This window comes from Streptomyces yangpuensis (genome assembly GCF_001005295.1).
Lineage (GTDB): Bacteria > Actinomycetota > Actinomycetes > Streptomycetales > Streptomycetaceae > Streptomyces > Streptomyces yangpuensis.
Genome location: NZ_LBMK01000002.1, coordinates 1,302,458 through 1,325,823 on the forward strand (window position 1 = coordinate 1,302,458; position 23,366 = coordinate 1,325,823).

17 protein-coding genes and 1 pseudogene are annotated in these 23,366 nt (G+C 73.4%); 11 read left to right on the forward strand and 7 right to left on the reverse strand.

Translation table 11 applies throughout. The features are described from left to right. Positions 1–27: 27 nt before the first annotated feature. Both AAT21_RS11220 and AAT21_RS11225 read right to left on the reverse strand, forming a co-directional pair. Positions 28–2,838 (reverse strand): SpoIIE family protein phosphatase, encoded by a 2,811-nt coding sequence (locus tag AAT21_RS11220; RefSeq protein ID WP_046776496.1) that lies wholly within the window; start codon positions 2,836–2,838, stop codon positions 28–30. Positions 2,839–2,947: 109 nt separating this feature from the next. Continuing rightward, positions 2,948–3,853 carry a cyclase family protein gene (locus AAT21_RS11225; RefSeq protein ID WP_046777248.1) on the reverse strand — a complete coding sequence of 302 codons (906 nt, stop codon included), beginning with the start codon at positions 3,851–3,853 and terminating at the stop codon, positions 2,948–2,950. A gap of 317 nt (positions 3,854–4,170) precedes the next feature. Here AAT21_RS11225 and AAT21_RS11230 point away from each other — a divergent pair, with 317 nt between their 5' ends. From AAT21_RS11230 to AAT21_RS11240, 3 genes are all read left to right on the forward strand, one after another. Continuing rightward, positions 4,171–5,364: a PP2C family protein-serine/threonine phosphatase gene (locus AAT21_RS11230; protein ID WP_046776497.1), complete on the forward strand. Its 1,194-nt coding sequence runs from the start codon at positions 4,171–4,173 to the stop codon at positions 5,362–5,364. Further along, positions 5,361–7,028: a phospholipase D family protein gene (locus tag AAT21_RS11235; protein WP_046776498.1), complete on the forward strand. Its 1,668-nt coding sequence runs from the start codon at positions 5,361–5,363 to the stop codon at positions 7,026–7,028. Before AAT21_RS11230 ends, AAT21_RS11235 begins: the two co-directional genes overlap by 4 nt. A 127-nt stretch (positions 7,029–7,155) precedes the next feature. Then, positions 7,156–8,601, forward strand: a complete 1,446-nt coding sequence (locus AAT21_RS11240) for a glyceraldehyde-3-phosphate dehydrogenase (RefSeq protein WP_046776499.1) — start codon at positions 7,156–7,158, stop codon at positions 8,599–8,601. Positions 8,602–8,721: 120 nt separating this feature from the next. Here AAT21_RS11240 and AAT21_RS11245 read toward each other — a convergent pair whose 3' ends face one another. The 3 genes from AAT21_RS11245 to AAT21_RS11255 form a co-directional block, all read right to left on the reverse strand. After that, positions 8,722–9,915, reverse strand: a complete 1,194-nt coding sequence (locus AAT21_RS11245) for an MFS transporter (protein WP_046776500.1) — start codon at positions 9,913–9,915, stop codon at positions 8,722–8,724. Between the two features lie 42 nt (positions 9,916–9,957). Further along, positions 9,958–10,968: an NUDIX hydrolase gene (locus AAT21_RS39825; protein WP_167350570.1), complete on the reverse strand. Its 1,011-nt coding sequence runs from the start codon at positions 10,966–10,968 to the stop codon at positions 9,958–9,960. Positions 10,969–11,108: 140 nt separating this feature from the next. After that, entirely contained in the window at positions 11,109–11,732 is a 624-nt protein-coding gene (locus AAT21_RS11255; RefSeq protein ID WP_046776501.1) for a LysE/ArgO family amino acid transporter, read from the reverse strand. 69 nt (positions 11,733–11,801) lie between these two features. Here AAT21_RS11255 and AAT21_RS11260 point away from each other — a divergent pair, with 69 nt between their 5' ends. From AAT21_RS11260 to AAT21_RS11285, 6 genes and pseudogenes are all read left to right on the forward strand, one after another. Next, complete coding sequence (locus tag AAT21_RS11260; RefSeq protein ID WP_046776502.1) at positions 11,802–12,710, forward strand: LysR family transcriptional regulator ArgP; 909 nt, start codon at positions 11,802–11,804, stop codon at positions 12,708–12,710. 36 nt (positions 12,711–12,746) lie between these two features. After that, a complete protein-coding gene (locus AAT21_RS11265; RefSeq protein ID WP_046777250.1) occupies positions 12,747–13,139 on the forward strand; it encodes a TOBE domain-containing protein in 393 nt (130 codons plus the stop codon). A 124-nt stretch (positions 13,140–13,263) separates the two neighbouring features. Next, positions 13,264–14,343 (forward strand): magnesium/cobalt transporter CorA, encoded by a 1,080-nt coding sequence (corA, locus tag AAT21_RS11270; RefSeq protein WP_046776503.1) that lies wholly within the window; start codon positions 13,264–13,266, stop codon positions 14,341–14,343. A 753-nt stretch (positions 14,344–15,096) separates the two neighbouring features. Further along, positions 15,097–15,225, forward strand: a pseudogene (locus AAT21_RS35335) (chitosanase); the annotation flags it as partial. 324 nt (positions 15,226–15,549) lie between these two features. Beyond that, positions 15,550–15,903: a DUF805 domain-containing protein gene (locus AAT21_RS11280; RefSeq protein WP_046776505.1), complete on the forward strand. Its 354-nt coding sequence runs from the start codon at positions 15,550–15,552 to the stop codon at positions 15,901–15,903. Between the two features lie 220 nt (positions 15,904–16,123). Then, complete coding sequence (locus tag AAT21_RS11285; RefSeq protein ID WP_046776506.1) at positions 16,124–18,343, forward strand: NADP-dependent isocitrate dehydrogenase; 2,220 nt, start codon at positions 16,124–16,126, stop codon at positions 18,341–18,343. A gap of 78 nt (positions 18,344–18,421) precedes the next feature. On the opposite strand, the gene AAT21_RS11290 is transcribed toward AAT21_RS11285, so the two are convergent. Beyond that, the gene (locus AAT21_RS11290) at positions 18,422–18,886 is read right to left on the reverse strand and encodes a hypothetical protein (RefSeq protein WP_157879662.1); all 465 of its coding nucleotides are present in this window, start codon (positions 18,884–18,886) and stop codon (positions 18,422–18,424) included. A 557-nt stretch (positions 18,887–19,443) separates the two neighbouring features. Between AAT21_RS11290 and AAT21_RS11295 the strand changes: the two genes are divergently transcribed. Further along, the gene (locus AAT21_RS11295; protein ID WP_046776508.1) at positions 19,444–21,057 is read left to right on the forward strand and encodes a glycoside hydrolase family 71 protein; all 1,614 of its coding nucleotides are present in this window, start codon (positions 19,444–19,446) and stop codon (positions 21,055–21,057) included. A 269-nt stretch (positions 21,058–21,326) separates the two neighbouring features. Continuing rightward, complete coding sequence (locus AAT21_RS11300; RefSeq protein ID WP_046776509.1) at positions 21,327–22,508, forward strand: aminotransferase class V-fold PLP-dependent enzyme; 1,182 nt, start codon at positions 21,327–21,329, stop codon at positions 22,506–22,508. A gap of 93 nt (positions 22,509–22,601) precedes the next feature. On the opposite strand, the gene cobF is transcribed toward AAT21_RS11300, so the two are convergent. Then, complete coding sequence (gene cobF, locus AAT21_RS11305; RefSeq protein ID WP_046776510.1) at positions 22,602–23,354, reverse strand: precorrin-6A synthase (deacetylating); 753 nt, start codon at positions 23,352–23,354, stop codon at positions 22,602–22,604. Positions 23,355–23,366 lie beyond the last annotated feature (12 nt).

The following is a 23,366-nucleotide window of genomic DNA, read 5'->3' on the forward strand; positions in this document are numbered from 1 at the left end:
GCTGTCGGTATATGTCCGGTATTGCCGTCATGCCGCGTCCAGGGCGCACTCGGCCCAGATGACCTTGCCGTGGGGGGTGTACCGGGCGCCCCAGGCCTGGGAGAGCTGCGCGACCAGGAACAGGCCGCGTCCGCCCTCGTCCGTCGAGGCGGCCCGCCGCAGGTGCGGAGCGGTGCTGCTGCCGTCGGAGACCTCGCAGATCAGGGACGACCGGTCGTGGATCAGCCGTACCTGGATGGGCTCGCTGCCGTAGCGGACCGCGTTCGTGACCAGCTCGCTGAGCATCAGCTCGGCGGCGAAGGAGAGTTCCTCCAGCCCCCACTCGGCGAGCCGGCGGGTCGCGGCGTTCCGGATGCCGGCGACGAGGGACGGGTCCGGGGGCAGGTCCCAGGTGGCGATCCGGTCCGCAGGCACGGTACGGGTGCGGGCGACGAGCAGCGCGATGTCGTCACCGGGGTGTTCGGGCGCCACGGCCTCGATGACGGCCCGGCAGGTGTCCTTTGGCCTCCGGTCCGGGTGGGCGAGCGCGTCGCGCAGCTGGTCGAGCGCCACGTCGATGTCGCGGTGGCGGTCGTCGACGAGACCGTCGGTGTAGAGGACCAGCGTGCTGTGCTCCGGGAGCCGGATCTCGGCGGTCTCGAAGGGCAGGCCGCCCAGGCCCAGGGGCGGTCCGGGGGGCAGGTCGGGGAAGGTCACGCGGCCGTCGGGGTCGACCAGTGCGGGCGGGGGGTGGCCGGCGCGGGCCATCGTGCACACCTGCGACGTGGGGTCGTAGACGGCGTACAGGCAGGTGGCGCCGACGATGCCGTTGCTGCCGGTGGCGCTCGCGTCCTCCTCCTCCCGGTCCAGACGTACCAGGAGGTTGTCCAGGTGGGTGAGCAGCTCGTCCGGGGCCAGCTCCAGCTCGGCGAAGTTGCGGGCGGCGATGCGCAGCCGGCCCATGGTGGCGGCGGCGTGCAGCCCGTGTCCGACGACGTCTCCCACCAGCAGGGCGACGCGGGTGCCGGACAGGGGGATGACGTCGAACCAGTCGCCGCCCACCCCGGACTCCGCGGGCAGGTAGTGGTGGGCGACCTCCACGGCGCCCTGCTCGGGCAGACCGCGCGGCAGCAGGCTGCGCTGGAGGGCCAGGGCGAGGGTGTGCTCGCGGGTGTAGCGGCGGGCGTTGTCGATGCAGAGGGCGGCGCGGGCCGCGAGCTCCTGGGCCAGCCGGGTGTCGTCGTCCCCGAAGGGGGCGGGGTCCTGCGAGCGGTAGAAGGTGGCGATGCCGAGCAGCACGCCGCGGGCCAGCAGCGGCACGCAGATCATGGAGTGCACGTCGTGCGCGAGGATCCCGCGGGCGTGGTCGAGGCCCGGGAGCATCCAGGCCGGAGTGGTGGCCTGGAGATCGGTCTCCAGTACGGCGGGCTCGCCCTCCAGGCAGCGCATGTGCGGGGTGCCGGGGTCCAGCCGCACCTGGTGGCCGACGGGGTAGAAGGGGCAGTCGTCGCGGATGCCGTGGACCACCGTGCGGCGCAGGTCCGCCTGCGGGTCGGCGGACTCCTCACCGCGCAGCACGGCCCCGGGCAGGTCGACCGTGACGTAGTCGGCCAGGCGCGGCACGGCCGTCTCGGCGAGTTCCCAGGCGGTGCGGCTGACGTCCAGGGTGGTGCCGATCCGGGTGCTGGCCTCGGCCAGCAGCTCCAGGCGGCGGCGCGCGGCGACGGCGTACTTGCCCACCTCGGGCTCGCCGACCAGCACCAGGCCCCGGACCGCGCCGGGGGCGTCGTCCGGGATGCCGGGGCTGCCGGGGGCGCCGGCCGCACGGTCCGCGGCGGTGTCGGCGAGGTGCCAGGGCAGCGATTCGGCGTGTTCCGTGGCGGCGAGCGACAGCGCGCCGAGGGCGGAGGCGGTGTGCTTCGAGGCGGCGAGGTGGTGCGCCGGCGGGGACTCCCCGGTGAGCACCGCCTCGACGACGACGCCCTCCACCCCCGAGAGGCTCGTGACCGGGCTGCTCAGGAGGGTGACCCCCCGCCCGTGGGAGAGGGACACCTCCACCGCGGCCCGCTGCGGGGAGCAGATGAGTTCGGTGGCCCTGGCCTTGAGGACCATCTGGTCCTGCCGGTCCAGGCCGCCGTCGGTGAGCTCGTCCAGTCCGATCAGCTGCCCGTCGTCGCCGGTCTCCCCGCCGCGGGCGCGGTGCCGGGCGTCGAGGTAGGTCCGCAGCAGGGCGCGCTCGCGCGCCGAACTCTGCTCCATGATCCGCCGCTCGATGGACTCCGCCGCCCGGCGGACCAGGACAGGCAGGGACGGGTCCTCGTAGCCGCGCGGATATCCGAAGCAGAGGACGCCCACGATGTGACCGCTGAACTGGTCGCGGATCGGGATCGCGGAGCAGGCGTTCGCCTGTGACCGCTCCGCGAAGTGCTCGGCGCCGTAGACCTGGCACAGCCGCCGCTCGGCGAGCGCGAGCCCGATGCCGTTGGTGCCCGCGTAGCGCTCGGCGAAGACGAATCCGGGGACACTCTGGATGGGCGGCAGCCGGCCCGCCAGGGCGGGTTCCCCGAAGCGGCGCTGGAGCACGGTGCCGTTCCCGTCGGCGAGCGAGATGTTCATCTGGCTGCCCGAGAACCGGGTCTGGAGCTGGTCGAGGACCGGGGCGGCCGCCCGGACGAGCCGGCTGTCGGGGTCAAAGTCGTCCGTGTAGGGGAGGTCCGTCTGCTCCGGTGAGAGCCCCAGCATCCTGCTGCGCATCCACGAGTTCAGGATGGGGCCGCGGACGCTCCCCTCGACCGATTCGCCCAGCAGGAAACGCTCACGGGAGCGTACGGGGCTGATCTGGCCTCCCGTGACCCCCATCTGCACCACTTCCCCTTGCCGTGCTGCCTGCGAGCACCTTCCGAGTATATTCCTCCGCTTTTAAATCAATATGACCGAAAGGGGTCGTTCTTGCAGTGTTGCCCGCGTATCACAGGACCGCGACCGGATTGACCGGCGAGCCGGTCCCGCCGGGCACCCTGAGCGGCGATACGACGAGCATGAACTCGTACCGCCGCGCCCCGGCGCAGGCGGCGGACAGCGCCTCCAGGTCCAGGTTGTCCAGCAGCGGCACCCCCATGGCGGCGACGGCCAGCGCGTGGACGGGGGAGTGCACGCCCTCGACCGGCGAGGGGCGTACGTCGCTGTCCCCGTCCCCGCCGAGCAGGGCGATCGCGCGCTCGGCGAGCAGCGGGACGGCGTCCACATGGAGGCCGGCCCCGGCCGCGTCGGCGTCCCAGGGCCCGAGCTCCCGCCGCCGCCGGAAACGGCCGGAGCGCAGCAGCACCGCGCAGCCCTCGTCGATCGTCACCCCGAGGGCCCGTTCCGCGGCGGCGACGTCAGTTGCGCGGACCGCGTGGCCGGGCTCCAGCCAGTCGGTCCCGAGGACGGCCGGCAGGTCGAGGAGCACGCCCTTGGTGACCAGGGGGCCGAGGGCCTCCACCGAACCGAAGCGGGCACCCCCGGCGCCGACGTACTCCCGGGCCGGGCGGCCGTCGTAGAGCCGGCCCCGGTAGGCCACGTGGGACAGCGCGTCGAGGTGGCTCACGGCCTTGCCGTGGTAGTCGGCGGCGATGAAGTCCTTGTGCGTGGCGGGCTCGGGCGCCTCCACGTCACCGAGGTCGGTCATGTGGTGCAGGGCCGGTCTGCTGTTGTCCGGACCGGCACGGGTGTTCCACGGCAGGCCGAGCTGGACCGTTCTGCCGGACCGCACCAGGGCGGCGGCCCGCCGCACCTGGTCCGCGGTGACCCGGTTCCAGGCGCCGCGGTCGGCCGGGGACCAATGCCCCCACGTGCTGACCGCGGCGAAGACGGAGTCGAACTCGGCACGCGACACCGCGGGCCCGCTCCCGGCCGTCCCCGTCCCCGTATCCGTATCCGCCGTGGTGCCGGGGACGGGCCAGGCGGCCGCCTCGTCCGCGGGGCCGCCGCTCACCTGCTGCTCACCTGTCACTCCTCCACGGCTCGTACGGCTACGGCGCTCCCCGGCCCGGGACCCGGGCCCGGTGTGCGCACGCAAGCACATGCCCGCGGCCCCGCGGCCCTACGCCGGGTAGGCCGCAAGGTCGGCCGTACGGAGGCGCGACCGGCCGCCGAGGGGCCCCGAAGGGCGGCGAGTGGCGGTGACGAGTCCTGACGGCGCAGGCTGTAAGCATGCGGGCGCCCAGCCACCCCTCTTCCCGACCGGGAGGCGGCGGCCACCACCAGGTCCTTTTCGTCCTCGCGGAGTGTGTGCCCTTCGCGATCGCGCTCCTGGTGCTGGCCATCGAGTTCACGCCCGCACACGTCCTGTACACCGGGCCCTTCCTGGTGGCCACGCCGGCACTGGCCGCGGTGACCATGGGCCCCAAGGGCACCATCGCGGCGGCGGGCCTGGCCGTGGCGGTGAGCGTGGCCACCGCCACGTACAACCAGGCGTGGGGCAACCAGCAGGTCTACAGCAACTTCCTCGCCCTCTTCCTGGTGTCGGTGGCCAGCGTGACGACCAGCCGCATGGCCCGTGCGCGCAGCGCGAGCGAGCTGAACCAGGTCCGCCGGATCGCCTCGGCGGCGCAGAAGGTCCTGCTGCGGCCCGTGCCCGAGCGGCTGGGCCCGCTCCGCGCGGCCAGCCTGTACCTGGCGGCCGAGAAGGGCGCCCAGATCGGCGGGGACCTCTACGAGGCCATGGAGACCCGGTACGGGATCCGGATGATCGTGGGGGACGTCCGTGGCAAGGGACTGCCCGCCGTACGCACGGCCGCGGCGGTGCTGGGGGCCTTCCGGGAGGCCGTGTACTACGAGGACGACCTGGTGGACGTCGTCCGGCACTGCGAGGCGGCCATGCGCCGGGACGCCGCGGTGCCCGGCGCGGTCGACGAGGAGGCGCTCGTGGAGGGCTTCGTCACCGCGGTGGTGGCCCAGGTGCCGGACGGGCACGTGGTCGAGGTGGTCAACCGCGGCCACCCGCCGCCGCTGCTGCTGCGCGACGGGAAGGTCCAGGCCCTGATGCCCGGCTCCCCGCTGCCGCCGCTCGGACTCGGCGAGTTCATCGCGGGCCCGCCCGGCACGTGCGAGCGCTACCCCTTCCTGCCGGGTGACCGCCTGCTGCTGCACACCGACGGCGTCAACGAGGCCCGCGACCGCGGCAACACCTTCTTCGACCTGCCGGAGGCCATGGAGGACATGGAGGACATGGAGGCCAAGCGCGCCGTGGAAGCGGCGGCGGCGACGGTCCCGGACCGCGGGCCCCGGGAGTTCCTCGACCGGCTGCGCCGGGCCCTGGTACGCCACACCGAGGACCGGCTGGCGGACGACGTGGCGATGATCCTCGTCGAACGGCTCGGCGACGCGGGAGGGCCGGCCCGATGACCCGCGTGCGATGGCTCCTGGTGCGCGGCGAACGCGGCAACCCGGCGACCCGCCTGGACGACCGGCGCCCGGACGGCGCCGCCTGGTCCTGGGGCAACGAGGCACGGCCGCTGGTCCACGGCGCCTCGTACTTCGCCGAGCTCCTCGCGGGCGTCGAGGCGATGCGCGAGGGAGACCTGCTCCTGTTCACCGACTGGCGCGGCGACCCCGACGAGCGGCTCGACGGGCCCGGCACCGAGATCGGCTCGGTCCTGTGCCGGGCGGCCGGACGCGGCGTCATGGTCAAGGGCCTGCTGTGGCGCTCCCACCTGGACGGCATCCACTTCAGCCAGGAGGAGAACCTCCGCTTCGGCAAGGAGATCGCCGAGGCCGGCGGCGAGTGCCTGCTCGACATGCGGGTCCGGCCCGGCGGCTCCCACCACCAGAAGCTGGTGGTGCTGCGCCACCCGGGCCGCCCCGAGCGGGACGTCGCGTACGTCGGCGGCATCGACCTCTGCCACAGCCGCAACGACGACGCCCGGCACCGCGGCGACCGCCAGTCGCTGCCCATGGCCGCCGCCTACGGGCCGCACCCGCCGTGGCACGACGTCCAGCTCGCCCTGCGCGGACCGGTGGTAGGCGACGTCGAGGCCGTCTTCCGCGAACGCTGGGAGGACCCGGCGCCGCTCAGCCGCAGCCCCCTCACGCGGCTGCGGGAGCACCTGCACCGGGAGGACATCAGCGCGGACCCGCTGCCGCCGCAGACCCCCGACCCGGAGCCCTGCGGCACCCACACCGTCCAGCTGCTGCGCACCTACCCGAACCGGCTGCTGCTCGGCTACCCCTTCGCCCCGGACGGCGAGCGCAGCATCGCCCGCGGTTACCTCAAGGCGCTGCGGAGGGCCCGGGCGCTGATCTACCTGGAGGACCAGTACCTGTGGTCGCCCCGGGTGGTGGCCGGCTTCGCCGAGGCGCTGCGCCGGCAGCCGGGGCTGCGGATGATCGGCGTCGTCCCCACCTTCCCGGACCAGGACGGCGGGCTCACCCTGCCGATGAACCTGATCGGGCGGATCAACGCGCTGGCCGAACTGCGCCGCGCCGGCGGGGACCGGGTCACGGTGTACGGGCTGGAGAACCATGCCGGAACCCCCGTCTACGTCCACGCCAAGGTGTGCGTGATCGACGATGTGTGGGCCTCCGTCGGCTCCGACAACATCAACCTCCGCTCGTGGACCCACGACTCCGAACTCGGCTGCGCCGTCCACGACGAGAGCGCGGACCCGCGGGACCCGCTCGACCCGGGCGGCCTGGGGGACGGCGCCCGGGTGTTCGCACGGGACCTGCGCCTGGAGCTCATGCGCGAACACCTCGACCTCGACCTCGCCGGTGCCGGCGCCGACCCGGACCCGGACGCTGCCCCGGACACCGGCGACGGCTCGCGGTCCGCGCGGGCGGCCGCGCTGTGCGACCCAGCGGCGGCCTTCGAGGCCTTCGAGGAGGCCGCCGCGGCGCTCGACGCCTGGTACGAGGGCGGTCGCCGCGGCCCCCGCCCGCCCGGCCGGCTGCGCCGCTACCTCCCCCCGGACCTGCCCACCGGGCAGCGGCTGCCGGCCCGGCTGCTGCACCGCGTCCTGGTCGACCCCGACGGCCGCCCGATGGGGCTGAGGTTGCGCAGGAGGTTCTGAACGGAGCCACGTACCGGCGCTGACCGGGGCAAACCCGGGCGGCGCGCGGTGTGACGGGTACCCCTTAAGCGGCCAATGAGTCGTGGGGTTAGCATATGAGCGCCGCCTAGCTCGAAAGATAAAGCCTGTGACTGTCAACGAGGACTCGTTCACCAACTGGAACCACCGCGAGGAGATCGCGGAGGCGATGATCCCGATCATCGGGAAGCTGCACCGGGAGCGGGACGTCAACATCCTGCTCCACAGCCGCTCCCTGGTGAACAAATCGGTGGTCAGCATCCTCAAGACCCACCGCTTCGCCCGGCAGATCGACGGCGAGGAGCTGTCGGTCACCGAGACCATGCCGTTCCTGCAGGCGCTCACCGCGCTGGACCTCGGTCCCTCGCAGATCGACCTCGGCATGCTCGCCGCCACCTACAAGGCCGACGACCGCGGCCTGTCGGTGGACGAGTTCACCGCCCAGGCCGTCTCCGGCGCCACGGGCGAGAACAAGCTGGAGCGCAGCGAGGGCCGCGACGTCGTCCTGTACGGCTTCGGCCGCATCGGCCGCCTGGTCGCCCGCCTGCTCATCGAGAAGGCCGGTTCCGGCAAGGGCCTGCGCCTGCGGGCCATCGTCGTCCGCGGCGGCGGCGACCAGGATCTGGTCAAGCGCGCCTCCCTGCTGCGCCGCGACTCGATCCACGGCCAGTTCCAGGGCACGATCACCGTGGACGAGGCCAACAGCACCATCGTCGCCAACGGCAACGCGATCAAGGTGATCTACGCCAACGACCCCTCCGAGGTCGACTACACGGCGTACGGCATCAAGGACGCCATCCTCATCGACAACACGGGCAAGTGGCGCGACCGCGAGGGCCTGTCCAAGCACCTGCGCCCCGGCATCGACAAGGTCGTCCTGACCGCCCCGGGCAAGGGCGACGTCCCGAACATCGTCCACGGCGTCAACCACGACACCGTCAAGCCGGACGAGCGCATCCTGTCCTGCGCGTCCTGCACCACCAACGCGATCGTCCCGCCGCTGAAGGCCATGGACGACGAGTACGGTGTGCTGCGCGGCCACGTCGAGACCGTCCACTCGTTCACGAACGACCAGAACCTGCTGGACAACTACCACAAGGCCGACCGCCGCGGCCGCTCCGCGCCGCTGAACATGGTCATCACCGAGACCGGCGCCGCCTCCGCCGTCGCCAAGGCGCTGCCCGACCTCAAGGCGCCCATCACCGGCAGCTCGATCCGCGTCCCCGTCCCGGACGTCTCGATCGCCATCCTCAGCCTGCGCCTGGGCCGCGAGACCACCCGCGAGGAGGTCCTCGACCACCTGCGTGACGTCTCGCTGAACTCGCCGCTGAAGCGCCAGATCGACTTCACCACCGCGCCCGACGCCGTCTCCATGGACTTCGTCGGCTCGCGCCACGCGTCCATCGTCGACGCCGGCGCGACCAAGGTCGACGGCGACAACGCGATCCTCTACCTCTGGTACGACAACGAGTTCGGCTACTCGTGCCAGGTCATCCGCGTGGTCCAGCACGTCTCCGGCGTGGAGTACCCGACCTACCCGGCTCCGGCGGTCTGATCCCGCCCGGACCCCTGCCGACGCCGCCGCCCCGCCGCTCCGCGCCGCGGGGCGGCGGTGTTCCCGCGCCCGCCCCGGCTTCCGCGCCCGCCCGGCCCGGCCCACCGCCCGTCCGCGCGGTCACGCGTCGGCGGGCACCGGCCGCCGCAGCAGGTACACGGCGGCGGCACCGACCAGGGCGGCCATGCACGCGATGAACGCCAGCCCTGCGCCCTCCAGGCCGATCGGGTCCACGAGCAGTCCCACGCCGATCACCGGTACGGAGATGCCCGCGTAGGCCACGACGAACAGCGTCGAGATCACGGCCGCGCGCCGGTCCGGCGGCGAGGCCGCGGCCACCGCCGACAGGGCCCCGCGGAACGCCAGCCCCTGCCCGACCCCGCCGACCAGAGCGCTCGCCACCACCAGCGCCAGCAGGTCCCACACCAGGGCGCCCGCGAGCAGCGCCAGCCCGGCGAGCAGCCCCGCGCAGCCCAGCGGCAGCGACCGCCGCACCCCCACCCGCCCGACCGCCAGCTGCCCGGCGGTCGAGGCGAAGAACGCCAGCGCGACGACCAGCCCGCTGACGGCGTGGTTGTGCACACCGAGGGACTCCGCGAGGAAGGCCGGGCTGACCGAGGTGAACACCCCGAACAGCGCGAAGCCGACGAACGCGGCGATCGCCGCGGGCCCGAACACCGACCGCACCTGCGGGGGTACGCCCGGCCGCTGCGGCCGCACCGTGCCCAGCGGTTGCCGCTCGCGCACCGTCTCGTCCAGCCCCAGCAGGACGGCGGCCGACACGGCCACCAGGAACAGGTGAACGGCGAACGGCAGGTACAGCGGCCAGGGGGCGTACTGCGCGAGCACACCGGCGAGCAGCGGGCCGCAGCCCAGCCCGCCCATGTTGGCGGCCGTCGCCACGAACGTGGCCCGCGAGGCCCCGCCGGCCGGCGCCAGCTCCATCACGTAGACCGTCGCCGCCCCGGTGAACAGCCCGGCGGACAGCCCCGACAGCAGCCGTCCCGCGTAGAGCCAGCCCAGCGCGGTGGCTCCCAGGAAGCAGACGGCGCTGGCCGCGGAGAATCCCAGGCCCGCCATCAGCACCGGCCGCCGGCCGACGGCGTCCGAGGCGTTGCCCGCCAGCAGGAGCACGCCGATGACCCCGAAGGCGTACACGGCGTACACGACGGTCACCACGAGCTCGGAGAACCCGAACTTCTCCTGGTACAGGGGGTAGAGCGGGGTCGGCAGGGTGGTGCCGGCCATGCACACGGCGAACACCGCCCCGGCGAGCAAGCACTGGCGCCACCCGCGGCGGCGATCACCGTCCATGCCGCCGACGGTAACCCGGGCTCCGGGGCTCCGCAGGGCGGGTCAGGGGCGGCCGTCGTGGAGCTCCAGCGGGCCGGTGCCCCGGGCCCGGGCCGCGAGGCAGGCGGTGATCTGGCGGCGCAGGGCACCCTTGACCAGGGTGCGGAGCTCCTCGCGCGGGACGGTACGCCACTGCAGGAGCTCGGTCGGGTTCAGCCGGATGCGGGCCAGTGCGGGCCCGTCGAGGACGCCGCCGTCGTAGAGGAAGCGGATCCGGGCCGGACGGCCCGGCTTGTGCGACCAGTTCACGGCGAGCAGACGGCCCGGGGCCAGGTCGAGGCCGAGCTCCTCACGGACCTCCCGCCGGGCGGCGGCGCGCGGGATCTCGCCGAGGTCGCTGTCGATGCCGCCGCCCGGCAGGTTCCAGCGGTCGGTGCGGCCGTACGCGGGCTGCACCAGCAGGATCCGGCCGTCGGCGGCGGTGAACAGCACGCTCGCCGCGGTCAGGGCCTTCGGCCGGCTGGCCCGGTGGCTGGCGGCGTCGAGGCCGCCCGCGTGTTCCAGCGCCGCCCGCCTGGCCGGATCCAGACCGGCCGGCGAGCCCGGCTGGGGCACACCGTCGGCCAGGTGGGCGAAGGAGCCGGTGTGCAGCGCCGCCAGGGCGGCCCGCAGCCGGGGAGCGACCCGGCCGGGCAGGACCGCGCAGGCCTCCTCGGCCCCCAGCCAGTGCGCCGCGGCGGCCGCGCCGCCGGTGCCGGAGACCGCGGCGGCCTCCTGCGGCGGGAGCGGCCCGACGAGGTGGACGTGCACGATCAGGGACCGGCCGAGCGGTCCGGGCGGCCGCGAGTCCACCGCCAGCAGCCGGCCGACCGGCGCGCCCAGCGCCAGTTCCCCCCGCAGCTCGCGCGCCAGCGCCTGCTCCGGGGTCTCGGTCTCCTCGACCGCGCCGCCCGGCAGCTGCGGGTCCGCCCCGTCCGCGCCGGTCAGTACGAGGACCTGCCCGCGGGTGTCGAGGACGATTCCGGTGGCGGCCACGAGCGGCGCCGGCCGGTCGGGGGAGGGGTGGTCGGGCACGGCGGGCTCCTGGGACTCGGGTCGTCGCCAAGCACTATGCCCCTTTCGCCGGCCGGTCCCCACCGCCGACATGCGCTTCCCCCGTCATGCCGGACGCCCTTGCGGCCCCGGCCTTCCGGTCCTGAGCCGCCGGATACCCGCTACGCGCGGGCCAGGAGGAGGCCGCCCATCGTGACCATCGTCGCCGCGACGAGGCCGTCCATGACGCGCCAGGCCGAGGGCCGGGCGAGGAGGCCGCTCAGCAGCCGGGCCCCGTAGCCCAGGCTCGTGAACCAGGTCAGGCTGGCGAGGCACGCCCCGATGCCGAAGGCCCAGCGCAGGTCGCCGCGGTCGGCGGCGAGGGAGCCCACGAGCAGCACCGTGTCCAGGTAGACGTGCGGGTTCAGCCAGGTCATGGCCAGGCAGGTCAGCACGGCCCGGCGGGCGGACCCCGAGGCCGCCCCCTCCGTGGTGAGGGCGGCGCCGGGAGTGGGCCGCAGCACCCGGCGCGCGGCCAGGATCCCGTAGCAGACGAGGAACGCGCCCCCGGCCAGGCCCACGACGGTCAGCGCGGCGGGCCAGGCCGTCACGAAGGCACCGACCCCGGCGACGCCGAGGGCGATGAGGAGCGCGTCGGAGACGGCGCAGATGGCGACCACGGCGAGGACCGCGTGCCGGCGCACGCCCTGACGGAGGACGAAGGCGTTCTGCGCGCCGATGGCGACGATGAGGGAGAGTCCGGTGCCGAAGCCCGCCAGGGCCGCGGTGATGATGCCGTGTGTCATGGCTCCGACCGTAGGCAGCCTGCAGCTTTCAGTACAGCTAAAGATTTTTACGTACCATTAGCGCTCGTGATGGACGAGCTTCCCCTGGACCAGGTGCGTACGCTGCTCGCCGTGGTGGACGAGGGCACCTTCGACGCGGCGGCCGCCGCCCTGCACGTGACGCCCTCCGCGGTCAGCCAGCGGGTCAAGGCCCTCGAACAGCGCACCGGACGGGTCCTGCTGATGCGGACGAAACCGGTGCGCGCCACGGAATCCGGGGAGGTCGTGGTCCGCTTCGCCCGGCAGCTGGCCCGGCTGGAGCGGGACGCGCGCGCCGAGCTCGGCATGGCCGACGACAGCGGCCCGGTACGGCTGCCGATCGCGGTCAACGCGGACTCCCTCGCGACCTGGTTCCTGCCGGCCCTGACGAGGCTTCCGCAGGATCCGCCGGTCTGCATCGAGCTCCACCGCGAGGACGAGTCGCACACGACGGCCCTGCTGCGCGAGGGCCAGGTGATGGCCGCGGTGACCTCCTCCCCGGACCCGGTCGCCGGGTGCAGCGTACGGATGCTGGGACTGGCGCGGTACCTGCCGACGGCCAGCCCCGCCTTCGCCGCCCGGTACCTGACGGGTACGCCGGAGCGGGACCTGCAGGAGGCGCCGACGATCGTCTTCGACCGCAAGGACGACCTCCAGGACGCCTTCGTCCGCTCGCTGACCGGGGACGCGTCGGCCGGTGCGGGCCGGGTGCGCCACCACGTGCCGACATCGGAGGGCTTCCGCGACGCGGTCGTCGCCGGTCTGGGGTGGGGGCTGGTGCCCGAGCAGCAGGCGGGTCCGCTCGTGCGCACCGGCGAGCTGGTACTGCTGGTGCCCCGGCGGCCGCTGGACGTACCGCTGTACTGGCAGCAGTGGAAGCTGGACTCGCCCGCCCTCTCGACGGTGGCGGACGTGGTCGCGGCGGCCGCCGCGGAGGCGCTGCGCAGCCCTGCGGCGTGATCGCCGGGCCGCGGCATGGGCATAGGCTTGCCGGCCATGGAGTCCTACACGATCGGCCAGGCGGCCCGGCTGCTCGGCGTGAGCGTCGACACGGCCCGGCGCTGGGCGGACGCCGAACGTTTCCCCACCCGCCGCGAGGGCACGCGCAGGATGGTGGACGGGCCGGACCTGGCCGCGTTCTGTGTCGAGGCCGCACAGGAGGGCGCCGAGGGCGAGGAGCCCGCGTACACCTCGGCGCGCAACGCCTTCCCGGGCATCGTCACCGGGGTGAAGCTCGGCACGGTCGACGCGCAGGTGGAGATCCAGGCCGGTCCGCACCGCATCGTGTCGCTGCTGACGCGGGAGGCGGTCGAGGAACTCGGCCTGGAGGTGGGCGCGCGGGCCACGGCCCGGGTGAAGTCGACCAGCGTGTTCATCGACCGGCTCTGAGCCCGCCCGCGGGGACGGCGGGAGCAGCCCGGACTCTCCGCCCGGGGGTGAGCCCGGCCGGAGGCCGTCCGGAGACGATGGCAGACTGGCCGCTGATCCGCCGAAGGGGAGTACGCCGTTGTCCATGCTCAGCAACCTGCGCCGGGCCGTGCGCCGCGGCTACCGGCGGGCCGTCGACCTCAGCCACCCCGCACGCTCCCCGCTCGGCAGCGCGGTGGTCAACTGCCTCGTCTACCGGGACGGGGTACGGCAGGAGGACTGCTCGGAGGTCGAGGAGGCGCTGCACCGGGTCCGCAAGACGGGCGACGGCTTCGTCTGGATCGGCCTGCACGAGCCCGAGCAGTCGGAACTCGCCGGGCTCGCGGAGCTGTTCGGCCTGCACCCCCTCGCCGTCGAGGACGCCGTGCACGCGCACCAGCGGCCCAAGGTGGAACGCTACGGCGACACGCTGTTCTCCGTCTTCAAGACCGTGCGCTACGTGGAGCACGAGGAGCTGACCGCGACCAGCGTCGTGGAGACCGGCGAACTGATGGCCTTCACCGGCCAGGACTTCGTCATCACCATCCGGCACGGCGGCCGCGGCACCCTCGGCCCGGTGCGCGAGGAGCTGGAGAGCGCCCCGGAGCAGCTGCTCAAGGGGCCGGCGGCGGTCCTGCACGCCATCGCCGACCATGTGGTCGACGACTACATGGCCGTCACGGACGCCGTGCAGAACGACATCGACGCGGTCGAGACCGCGGTGTTCAGCGAGGACGGCGGGCGCGGCGACGCCGGCCGGATCTACCAGCTCAAGCGCGAACTCCTGGAACTGCGCAGGGCGGTGGCACCGCTGGGCCGCCCGCTCGAGCAGCTGGCTACGCAGCCGATACCGGCCATCCCGCCGGAGATCCGCGCGTACTTCCGGGACGTGGCCGACCACGTGACCCGGGCCACCGACCAGATCGGCGCCTACGACAACCTCCTGGACTCCATCCTCCAGGCCCACCTCGCACAGGTGACGGTCGCCCAGAACGAGGACATGCGCAAGATCACGGCCTGGGCGGCGATCGTGGCCGTCCCCACCATGGTCTGCGGCGTCTACGGCATGAACTTCGACCACATGCCGGAACTGCACTGGACGTACGGCTACCCGCTGGTCCTCGGCGTCATGGCGCTCGCCTGCTTCGTCATCCACCGCGGCTTCCGCCGCAACGGCTGGCTCTGACATGGCCCACGGCTTACGGGCCACGGCCCGCGTGGCCGCCGTCATCGCCCTGTCCCTCGTGGGATGCGTGGGATGCGAGAGCGGCGGCTCCGTCCCGGCGGGGGAGCCCGTTTCCGGCGGGGCGGGTCTGATCCCGCTGGCCCGGCTGGAAGGGATCCACGTCGACGGCGGCCTCCCGGCCGACGTCGAGGGCCCGTCGTCCGTCCTGGCCGAACTCCGTTACGGGCACGGTCGCCTGATCGCCTACGTTCAGGGCGACTGCTGCGCAATCGTCGCCACCCCTGAAGGGGATGGCGGCGCGGGGGCGGTTCCGGTCCGGCTGGTGGCGAAGCAGCCCCGCGGGGGAGAGGGGAGCAGCCGCCTTCCGGCTGGCCCCTACAACAGCGCCTCCGTCGCCGGAGGTCCGCGGACGTGGGCGTCCCTCCTCTGCGGCGAGAACGCCATGGTGATCGAGTACGCCTCCGGTGGGGAGGACGTCCCGCAGCAGGTCCGGGGCTCCGTCGCCGTCACGCGGACCGGCGGCGGTCCGGCGACCTCGAGGATCATCGTCGGCGATCCCGCGGCACGCAGGCTGATCGAGGAGCGGATCGGCACTGGACAGGGTCCGCCCGTGACGAACGATCAACAGACGCAGAACGGGGCGGACATGGGATCGACAACGGGGGACCGCGGGGACCGGTCGGCCGGCGGGCCGCGGGACGCGCTCGTCGGAGAGCGTGTCCGGCTGGAGCCGCTCGCGCACCGGCACCACGACGGCCTGAGGCCCACAGCGACACCAGCCGGGTCGACACCGCCCAGCGCGTCTTCCTCGGGAAGGGCAACCTGAACCTGAACACGCCGCTCGACTGGAAGGTCTACGGAGACTCTTTCCGCATCGGCTGACGCCCGCCGCGGCCCGGGTCCGGCGGCTGCCGGAGCCCTCCTCCCCGCGGCCCGGGCCGCGGTGTCGCAGAGCGGTAACGATGTGGGTAACGATCGGGGTGGCTATCGGGGTGTCAAGTAGGCCCCCGGCGGGGACGTTTCGGACTTCCCCGGACACGGCACCACTCCAGTGCCCGGCAGTCGCATGCTCGACGCCGGAAATCCTGCGGTCTGGCCGATTTGCCGTCACGACAACTGGCTTGACCGCGACGTAAGGGGGGCATAAGTTCTGCCCCGGCTTGCTCCAGCAGGACGGGCCGAACCAACCGTCCTCTGGGGGGACCCATGAACTACTACGTAGACGTTCTGAAGAAGTACGCCGTCTTCTCGGGCCGTGCCCGTCGCCAGGAATTCTGGATGTTCTTCCTGCTCAACCTGGGCGTCTCGATCGTCGTCGGGATCATCGACACCGTCATCGGTGCGAACAGCATCCTCTCCGGCCTGTACAGCCTGGCGGTCCTGCTGCCGTTCCTCGGCCTCGCGGTCCGTCGTCTGCACGACACGGACAAGTCCGCCTGGTGGCTGCTGCTCTACCTCATCCCGTTCCTCGGCTGGATCGCCCTGATCGTCATCTGGGCCCTCCCGGGCAACGCGCAGCCGAACAAGTACGGCTCGAACCCGAAGGTCCTCGCCGCCTGATCCGACGTACGGGCCTGACCGGCCCGTACACCTGAGCGCCGCCCCCGACCGGAAACGGCCGGGGCGGCGCTCTCGCCTTTTCCGGGGTCCGCCGGGGCCCGCGTGACATGCGTCTCGCGGACTGGCGGCCGGGGGCTGTGCTGACCGGCCCGATCACGAGATATCTTGATGTCGAGCAATGTTGCAGACGAGAGACGCAGACTGTGGAGCGGAGCATCCGGTGACTGACTCGACCATCATCTACACGCACACTGACGAGGCCCCGGCCCTCGCGACGTATTCCTTCCTGCCTGTGATCCAGGCGTACGCGTCGACGGCCGGTGTGAATGTCGAGACCCGTGACATCTCCCTGGCCGGTCGGATCATCGCCGTGTTCCCCGAGTACCTCGAGGAGAGCCAGCGGATCGCCGACGCCCTCGCCGAGCTCGGCGAGCTGGCGAAGACCCCGGAAGCCAACATCATCAAGCTTCCGAACATCTCGGCCTCGATCCCGCAGCTGAAGGCCGCGGTCGCCGAGCTCCAGGCCCAGGGCTACGCCCTCCCGGACTACCCGGACGACCCGAAGACCGACGAGGAGCGCGACATCCGCGCCCGCTACGACAAGGTCAAGGGCAGCGCCGTCAACCCGGTCCTGCGCGAGGGCAACTCCGACCGCCGCGCCCCCGGCTCGGTCAAGAACTACGCCAAGACCCACCCGCACCGCATGGGCGCCTGGACCTCCGAGTCGAAGACGAACGTCGCCACCATGGGCGAGAACGACTTCCGCTCCACCGAGAAGTCCGCCGTCATGGCCGAGGCCGGCACCCTGCGCATCGAGCACGTCGCCGCCGACGGCGCCGTCACCGTGCTGCGCGAGTCCGTACCGGTCCTCGCCGGCGAGGTCGTCGACGCGTCCGTCATGCACGTCGACGCGCTGCGCACCTTCCTCAACGACCAGATCGAGCGTGCCAAGGCCGAGGACGTCCTGTTCTCCGTGCACCTCAAGGCCACGATGATGAAGGTCTCCGACCCGATCGTCTTCGGCCACGTGGTCCGCGCCTTCCTGCCGAAGACCTTCGCCCGCTACGGCGAGACCCTCGCTGCCGCCGGCCTGTCGCCCAACGACGGCCTCGGCGCGATCCTGAACGGCCTGGGCTCCCTGCCCGACGGCGACGCGATCAAGGCCTCCATCGACGCCGAGATCGCCGAGGGCCCGGCCCTCGCCATGGTCGACTCCGACAAGGGCATCACCAACCTGCACGTGCCGTCCGACGTGATCGTCGACGCCTCCATGCCGGCCATGATCCGCACCTCGGGTCACATGTGGGGCCCCGACGGCAACGAGGCCGACACCCTCGCCGTCCTCCCGGACAGCAGCTACGCCGGTGTCTACCAGGCCGTCGTCGACGACTGCCGCGCCCACGGCGCCTTCGACCCCGCCACCATGGGCTCCGTGCCGAACGTCGGCCTCATGGCGCAGAAGGCCGAGGAGTACGGCAGCCACGACAAGACCTTCGAGATCGCCGCCGCGGGCACCGTCCGCGTCGTCGACGCCGCGGGCAACACGGTCCTGGAGCAGGAGGTCGCCGCCGGCGACATCTTCCGCGCCTGCCAGACCAAGGACCTGCCCATCCAGGACTGGGTCAAGCTCGCCGTCACCCGCGCCCGCGCCACCGGCGCCCCGGCCGTCTTCTGGCTGGACGAGACCCGCGCCCACGACGCGCAGCTGATCGCCAAGGTCAAGACGTACCTGGCCGACCACGACACCGAGGGCCTCACCATCGAGATCCTCTCCCCCGTCGAGGCCACCAAGTACTCCCTGGAGCGCATCCGCCGTGGCGAGGACACCATCTCGGTGACCGGCAACGTCCTGCGTGACTACCTGACCGACCTCTTCCCGATCCTGGAGCTGGGCACCAGCGCCAAGATGCTGTCGGTCGTCCCGCTGATGAACGGCGGCGGTCTCTTCGAGACGGGCGCCGGCGGCTCCGCCCCGAAGCACGTGCAGCAGCTGGTCAAGGAGAACTACCTGCGCTGGGACAGCCTGGGCGAGTTCTTCGCGCTGGCCGCCAGCTTCGAGCACCTCGCGACCACCACCGGCAACGCCCGCGCCCAGGTGCTGGCCGACACCCTGGACCGCGCGACCGGCACCTTCCTGGGCGAGGACAAGTCGCCGAGCCGCAAGCTGGGCGGCATCGACAACCGCGGCAGCCACTTCTACCTCGCCCTGTACTGGGCGCAGGAGCTGTCGCGCCAGATCGACGACCCGAAGCTGGCCGCGGCCTTCGAGCCGCTCGCCAAGACCCTCGCCGAGCGCGAGGAGGCCATCGTCGCCGAGCTCATCGCGGTGCAGGGCTCCCCGGCCGACATCGGCGGCTACTACCAGCCCGACCCGGCCAAGGCCGCGGCGATCATGCGCCCGTCCGCGACCCTGAACGAGGCGCTCGGCCTGCTCGGCTGACACCCCTCGACGCGTTCCGCCCCGGCCGGCCCCGTGCCCGGCCGGGGCGGACCCGTCTCCGGGGCCGGCCCGGGGAGGTCAGAGGCGGTGGATGCGCTCCTGCTCGAAAGCGAGCGGGGACCGTCCGGCGGCCAGGATCCGCAGCCCCGGGGCCACGGCCAGCAGTCTGCGCAGCCAGGCCAGGGCGTCCTGGCCGAGCTGCTCGGTGCCGTCCAGGACGAGCAGCATGTCCCGCTCGGCCAGCCACGACGCGGCATACGTCGTCGTCCCGCAGGGCGGGGCGGACACGCCGGGTACGGAGCCCAGCTCGGCGGTCAGTTCGCGGACGCCGTAGCCGCCCTCGAGCGGATCGAGGTCCACGACGGCCACCCCGTCGTAGAAATTGGACGCGAGCCGCCGCGCGATCTCCCGCACCAGCAGGCTCCGCGGCTCGCGGAACCCGCCCGCGACGGTGAGCACCCGCCCCCGGCGGACGGCGGTGAGCAGCCGGGACATCTCGGCGGACGTCGCCGGGAGCCTTCCGGTCGACCCTGATTCCCCCATCGGCACGATGCCCCCCATCGCATGCGTGACCCCGTACGGCCGCGCCCGCAGGGATCTTTCGGCCGTGTGACGTCGATTATGCGCCACTTGTGCCGTATCGCTAGGGGAATGTCGCATTCCGATCGGGGGGTCCGCTCCCGCCCAGGTCAGGGCCGTTCCACGCGACACGCGGCGGCAGGGCCGGCCCACCGTACGAAGGCGGCAGCGCTGGGCGAGCGCGCCCGAAGGTGGCTGGAGGCCGAGGGCGTCGTCCGGGACGGTGGCGGCGGTGGCCCCCGGGGCCCGGCTCCGGCTGACCGCGCGCTCTGCGTAGTTCCCGTCGTGCGTGTGACGTACGTGCCGGCGCCCCGCCCCCGGGAACGGTTGTCCGGGAGCCGGTAATGGGCTCTACTGCTGTCCAGCCCCACCGGGGCGCCATCGCGGGAGGGGCCAGCATGACAGCGGACCGGCATACGGACCGGCGAGCACGACGAAGAACGCGCGGCGGGGACCGGGCGGCCCGGCCCGTGTCGCACCGGCGCCGGCCCGCCGTGCGGGGAGCCCGGCCACTCCTGGCCATGGCGCTCTCCGCGTTCCTCCTCGTCGGCGTCTGCGCGGCCACCGGCATCGCCTGGGACCCGCTCAGCGGGGCCCCCGAGCGGAACGCCACGGCACACGGCGCCGCCGCCCCGCAGGCGGCCGGGCCCGGCCCCGCCCCGGACACCGGCACGGCCGCGCCGCAGCCGGAGCAGAGCCCGGCGCCCACCAAGGGCGCGGCGGCCAAGGGCAATCCCGAGGGAGCGCTGGACTCCGGTGCCGGGCGCCCGGCCGGCGCCCTGCCCTTCGACATGCCCCAGCCGGCTGCCCTGCGCTCCGGCGAAGCGGGCAGGAAACTGGTGTTCGCCCACTACTTCACCCCGTACCCGCTCTCGCTCGACAACGCGGGCGCGGACAACGACTACTACACGCGCAACTACCTCAACCCCGACGGCGAGAGCGGCAAACACGGCAGGTACGGCGGCCTGCTGCGCGACCGCCCGCTGCCGGTGACGCCCAAGAGCGGCGACTGGGAGTACGCCAACCTCCAGCAGGAGGTGCGCACGGCACGGGCCGCCGGCATCGACGGCTTCACCCTCGACCTGCTCTCCCTCTCCGGTAAGAACTGGGACCGCTCCAACCTCCTGATGGCGGCGGCCCGTTCCGTGGACCCCTCTTTCAAGATCATGCTGATGCCGGACATGACCTCGCTGAAGACCGACGACCCGCGCGTGCTCGCCGGGGCCATCGCCACGCTCGCCGAGGCCTCCGCCGCGCACCGGCTCCCCGACGGCCGGCTCGTCGTCTCCCCCTTCAAGGCGGAGGCGAAGAACGTGGCCTGGTGGACGGAGGTCATCGACGTCCTCAAGACCGACCACGGCATCCGCACCGCCTTCGTCCCGCTCTTCCTCGACTTCGGCGCCCACAGCGGCGACTTCGCCCCGATCAGCCACGGGTTCTCCGAATGGGGCAGCCGCAGCTACGTCGGCCAGGAGAGCTCCACACGCGACGTCCAGCGGGCCCACGGCATGGGCAAGATCTGGATGCAGCCCGTGTCCGTGCAGGACGCACGCCCCAACCAGGGCATCTACGACGAGGCCGGCAACACCGCGACCCTGCGCGCCACATGGACGCGCGCCATCGAGGACGGCGCCGACTGGGTCCAGCTCACCACCTGGAACGACTACTCCGAGGGCAGCCAGTTCGCACCGTCGCTGCACAACGGCCACGCCTACCTCGACCTGACCTCGTACTACCTGACCCGGTTCAAGACCGGTAGCTGGCCGGAGATCGTCCGGGACACCCTGTACCTCTCGGCGCGCACGCAGTTCGCGGACGCCGACCCCACGGGCGGCCAGTCGCTGGTGATGTCGCTGCGCAGGGGGAGCGCTCCCGCACGTGACACGGTGGAGGTGCTCAGCTTCCTGACGGAGGCCGCGTCCGTGCGCACGACCGTCGGCACGGCCCAGGGCGGCCACGACGCCCCGGCCGGGATCCATTCCAAGCTGCTGCCGCTGAAGGCGGGCACCAGCGCGGCCCATGTCGTCCGGGACGGGAAGGCATCGGCCAAGGTCGATCTGCCGTTCCGCGTCGACCACAAGGTGGAGGTCCAGGACCTCCAGTACTACGCGGCCACCAGCGGCCGGGAGCCGTAGCCCCCGCCCTCCGCGGCTGCCGGCGCAGCCGGGCGGCCCGGCAGGGCGGCCCGGCCGAAGCCGGTCCGGCCCGGCCGGGTGCCGTCACCGCCGGGCCGGCCCGCGGTCTGCACGGCGCGGCGCGCGAAGGCCCCGCGCGCCGCGGCGAGACGGCGGCCGCCCGGGCGCAGACCGTCCGGTTCCGGCCCGTCAGCAGCCGGTGGTCTTCCGGCCCCGGAGGGCGGCGGGGGATGATCCGGGCGACAGCCGCGCCGCACCCCGGAGGTCCCGTGACCGAGACGACCCGCCCCGCCGACCGCCCCGCCGAGCCCCCCGCAGGGGAACGGCCCGGCGAATTCCCCGGCGGGCCCGCCCTCTTCCGCCTCGACCCGCGCGTCTCCCACCTCAACCACGGCTCCTTCGGCGCGGTCCCCGTGCCCGTCCAGGAGGCCCAGGCCGCGCTCCGGGCCGAGGCCCACGCCGACCCCGACGCCTTCTTCATCGCCCTGCCGGACCGCCTCGAACAGGCCCGCACCCGGATCGCCGCGCACCTCGCCGCCGACCCCGACGGCCTCGCCTTCATCGCCAACGCCACCGAAGGCGCCAACCTCGCCCTCGACGCCGTCCCGTTCGCCGACGGCGACGAGATCCTCGTGACCGACCACGGCTACGGCACCGTCACCGCGGCCGCCGCCCGCCGGGCCCCGGTCACCACCGTCGCCCTGGACCCCGGCCTGCCCGACGAGGCCGCCGTCCGCGAGACCGTCCTGGCCGCGCTCACCCCCCGTACCCGGGTCGCCGTACTCGACCACGTCAGCTCGCCCACCGCGCGGCTCATCGCCTCGCCCCCGCTCCTCGCCGCACTGCGCGAGCGCGGTGTCACCACCGTCGTCGACGGCGCCCACGCCCCCGGCATGCTCGCCGACCCGCTCGCCGGCGGCGCCGACTTCTGGTTCGGCAACCTCCACAAGTGGGGCTACGCCCCGTCCGGCACCGCCCTGCTCGCCGTCGCCCCGCAGCACCGCCACCGCGTCCGGGCCCTCGTACCGTCCTGGGAGGACGGCCACGGCTTCCCGCGCTCCGTCGAGAACCGCGCCACCGCGGACTACACCGGCTGGCTCGCCGCCCCCGAAGGGCTCGACCTGATCGAGGCCCTCGACGCGGCCAAGGTCCGGGCCCACAACAGCGCCCTCGCCGCCCACGGCGCGGCCCTGCTCGCCGAGGTCCCGGGGCTGACACCCCTCCCGTACACCGAAGGCCTCGCCATGCGCTCCCTGCGCCTGCCGCCCGGCGTCGCCGAGACCCCGGACGAGGCCCGCGAGCTGCGCGAGGAGATCGCGGCGCGGCTGCGCATCAGGGTGCTGATCTGGCCCTGGCCGGGCGGCGGCGGCATCCGGATCTGCGGGCAGATCTACAACCGGCCCGAGGAGTACGCACGCCTCGCGGCCGCCCTGCCGACGTACCTGGCCTGACGGCACCGCCGCCCCCGGCCGGAAGCCGGGGGCGGCGCGTCCGCGAGACGCGCGGGACCTCGCGGACACGTACGGCGTACTGCGTCGTACGGGCTACGGGCGCCGGAGCAGGTAGGTGTCCATGATCCAGCCCTTGCGGGCGCGGGCCTCGGTCCGCAGCTCCTCGATCCGGCCCGCGACCTCCGCCAGCTTGCCCTGCACCAGGATCTCGTCCGGGGTGCCCACGTAGGCCCCCCAGTAGATGTACAGGTCCTGGTCCAGGTGTGCGGTGAAGGCGTGCCGCGCGTCCAGCATCACCACCACGTCGTCCACGTCGGCCGGCCAGCCCTCGGCCAGCCGCCGCCCGGTGGTGATCTGGACCGGCCGTCCGACCCGGTTCAGAGTGGTCCGGTGCCGTGCCAGCAGCGCGGAGATGCTGCTGATGCCGGGCACGACCTCGTGCTCGAAGGCCACCCGGCCGTGCTCCAGCACCTCGTCGAGGATCGCGAGGGTGGAGTCGTAGAGCGACGGGTCGCCCCACACCAGGAACGCCCCGGTCTCGCCGTCCGCCAGGTCCTCCGCGATGAACCGCTCGAAGAGCTCGGCCCGCGCGCTGCGCCAGCCGTCCACCGTCGGGGTGTAGTCGGCGGGCGTCCGGTCCCGGTCCGGGTCGCGGCCCTCCACCAGCCGGTGGCCGGGTCGGGCGTGCGCGTCGAGCATCGCGCGCCGCAGCCCGGTCAGGTCCGCCTTCTCCTCGCCCTTCTCCAGGATGAGGAATGCGTCCGCCGCGCCGATCGCCCTGACCGCCTGGAGGGTCAGATGGTCCGGGTCGCCCGCGCCTATGCCGATCACTGAGAACTTCTTCACCGGGCTATTGTG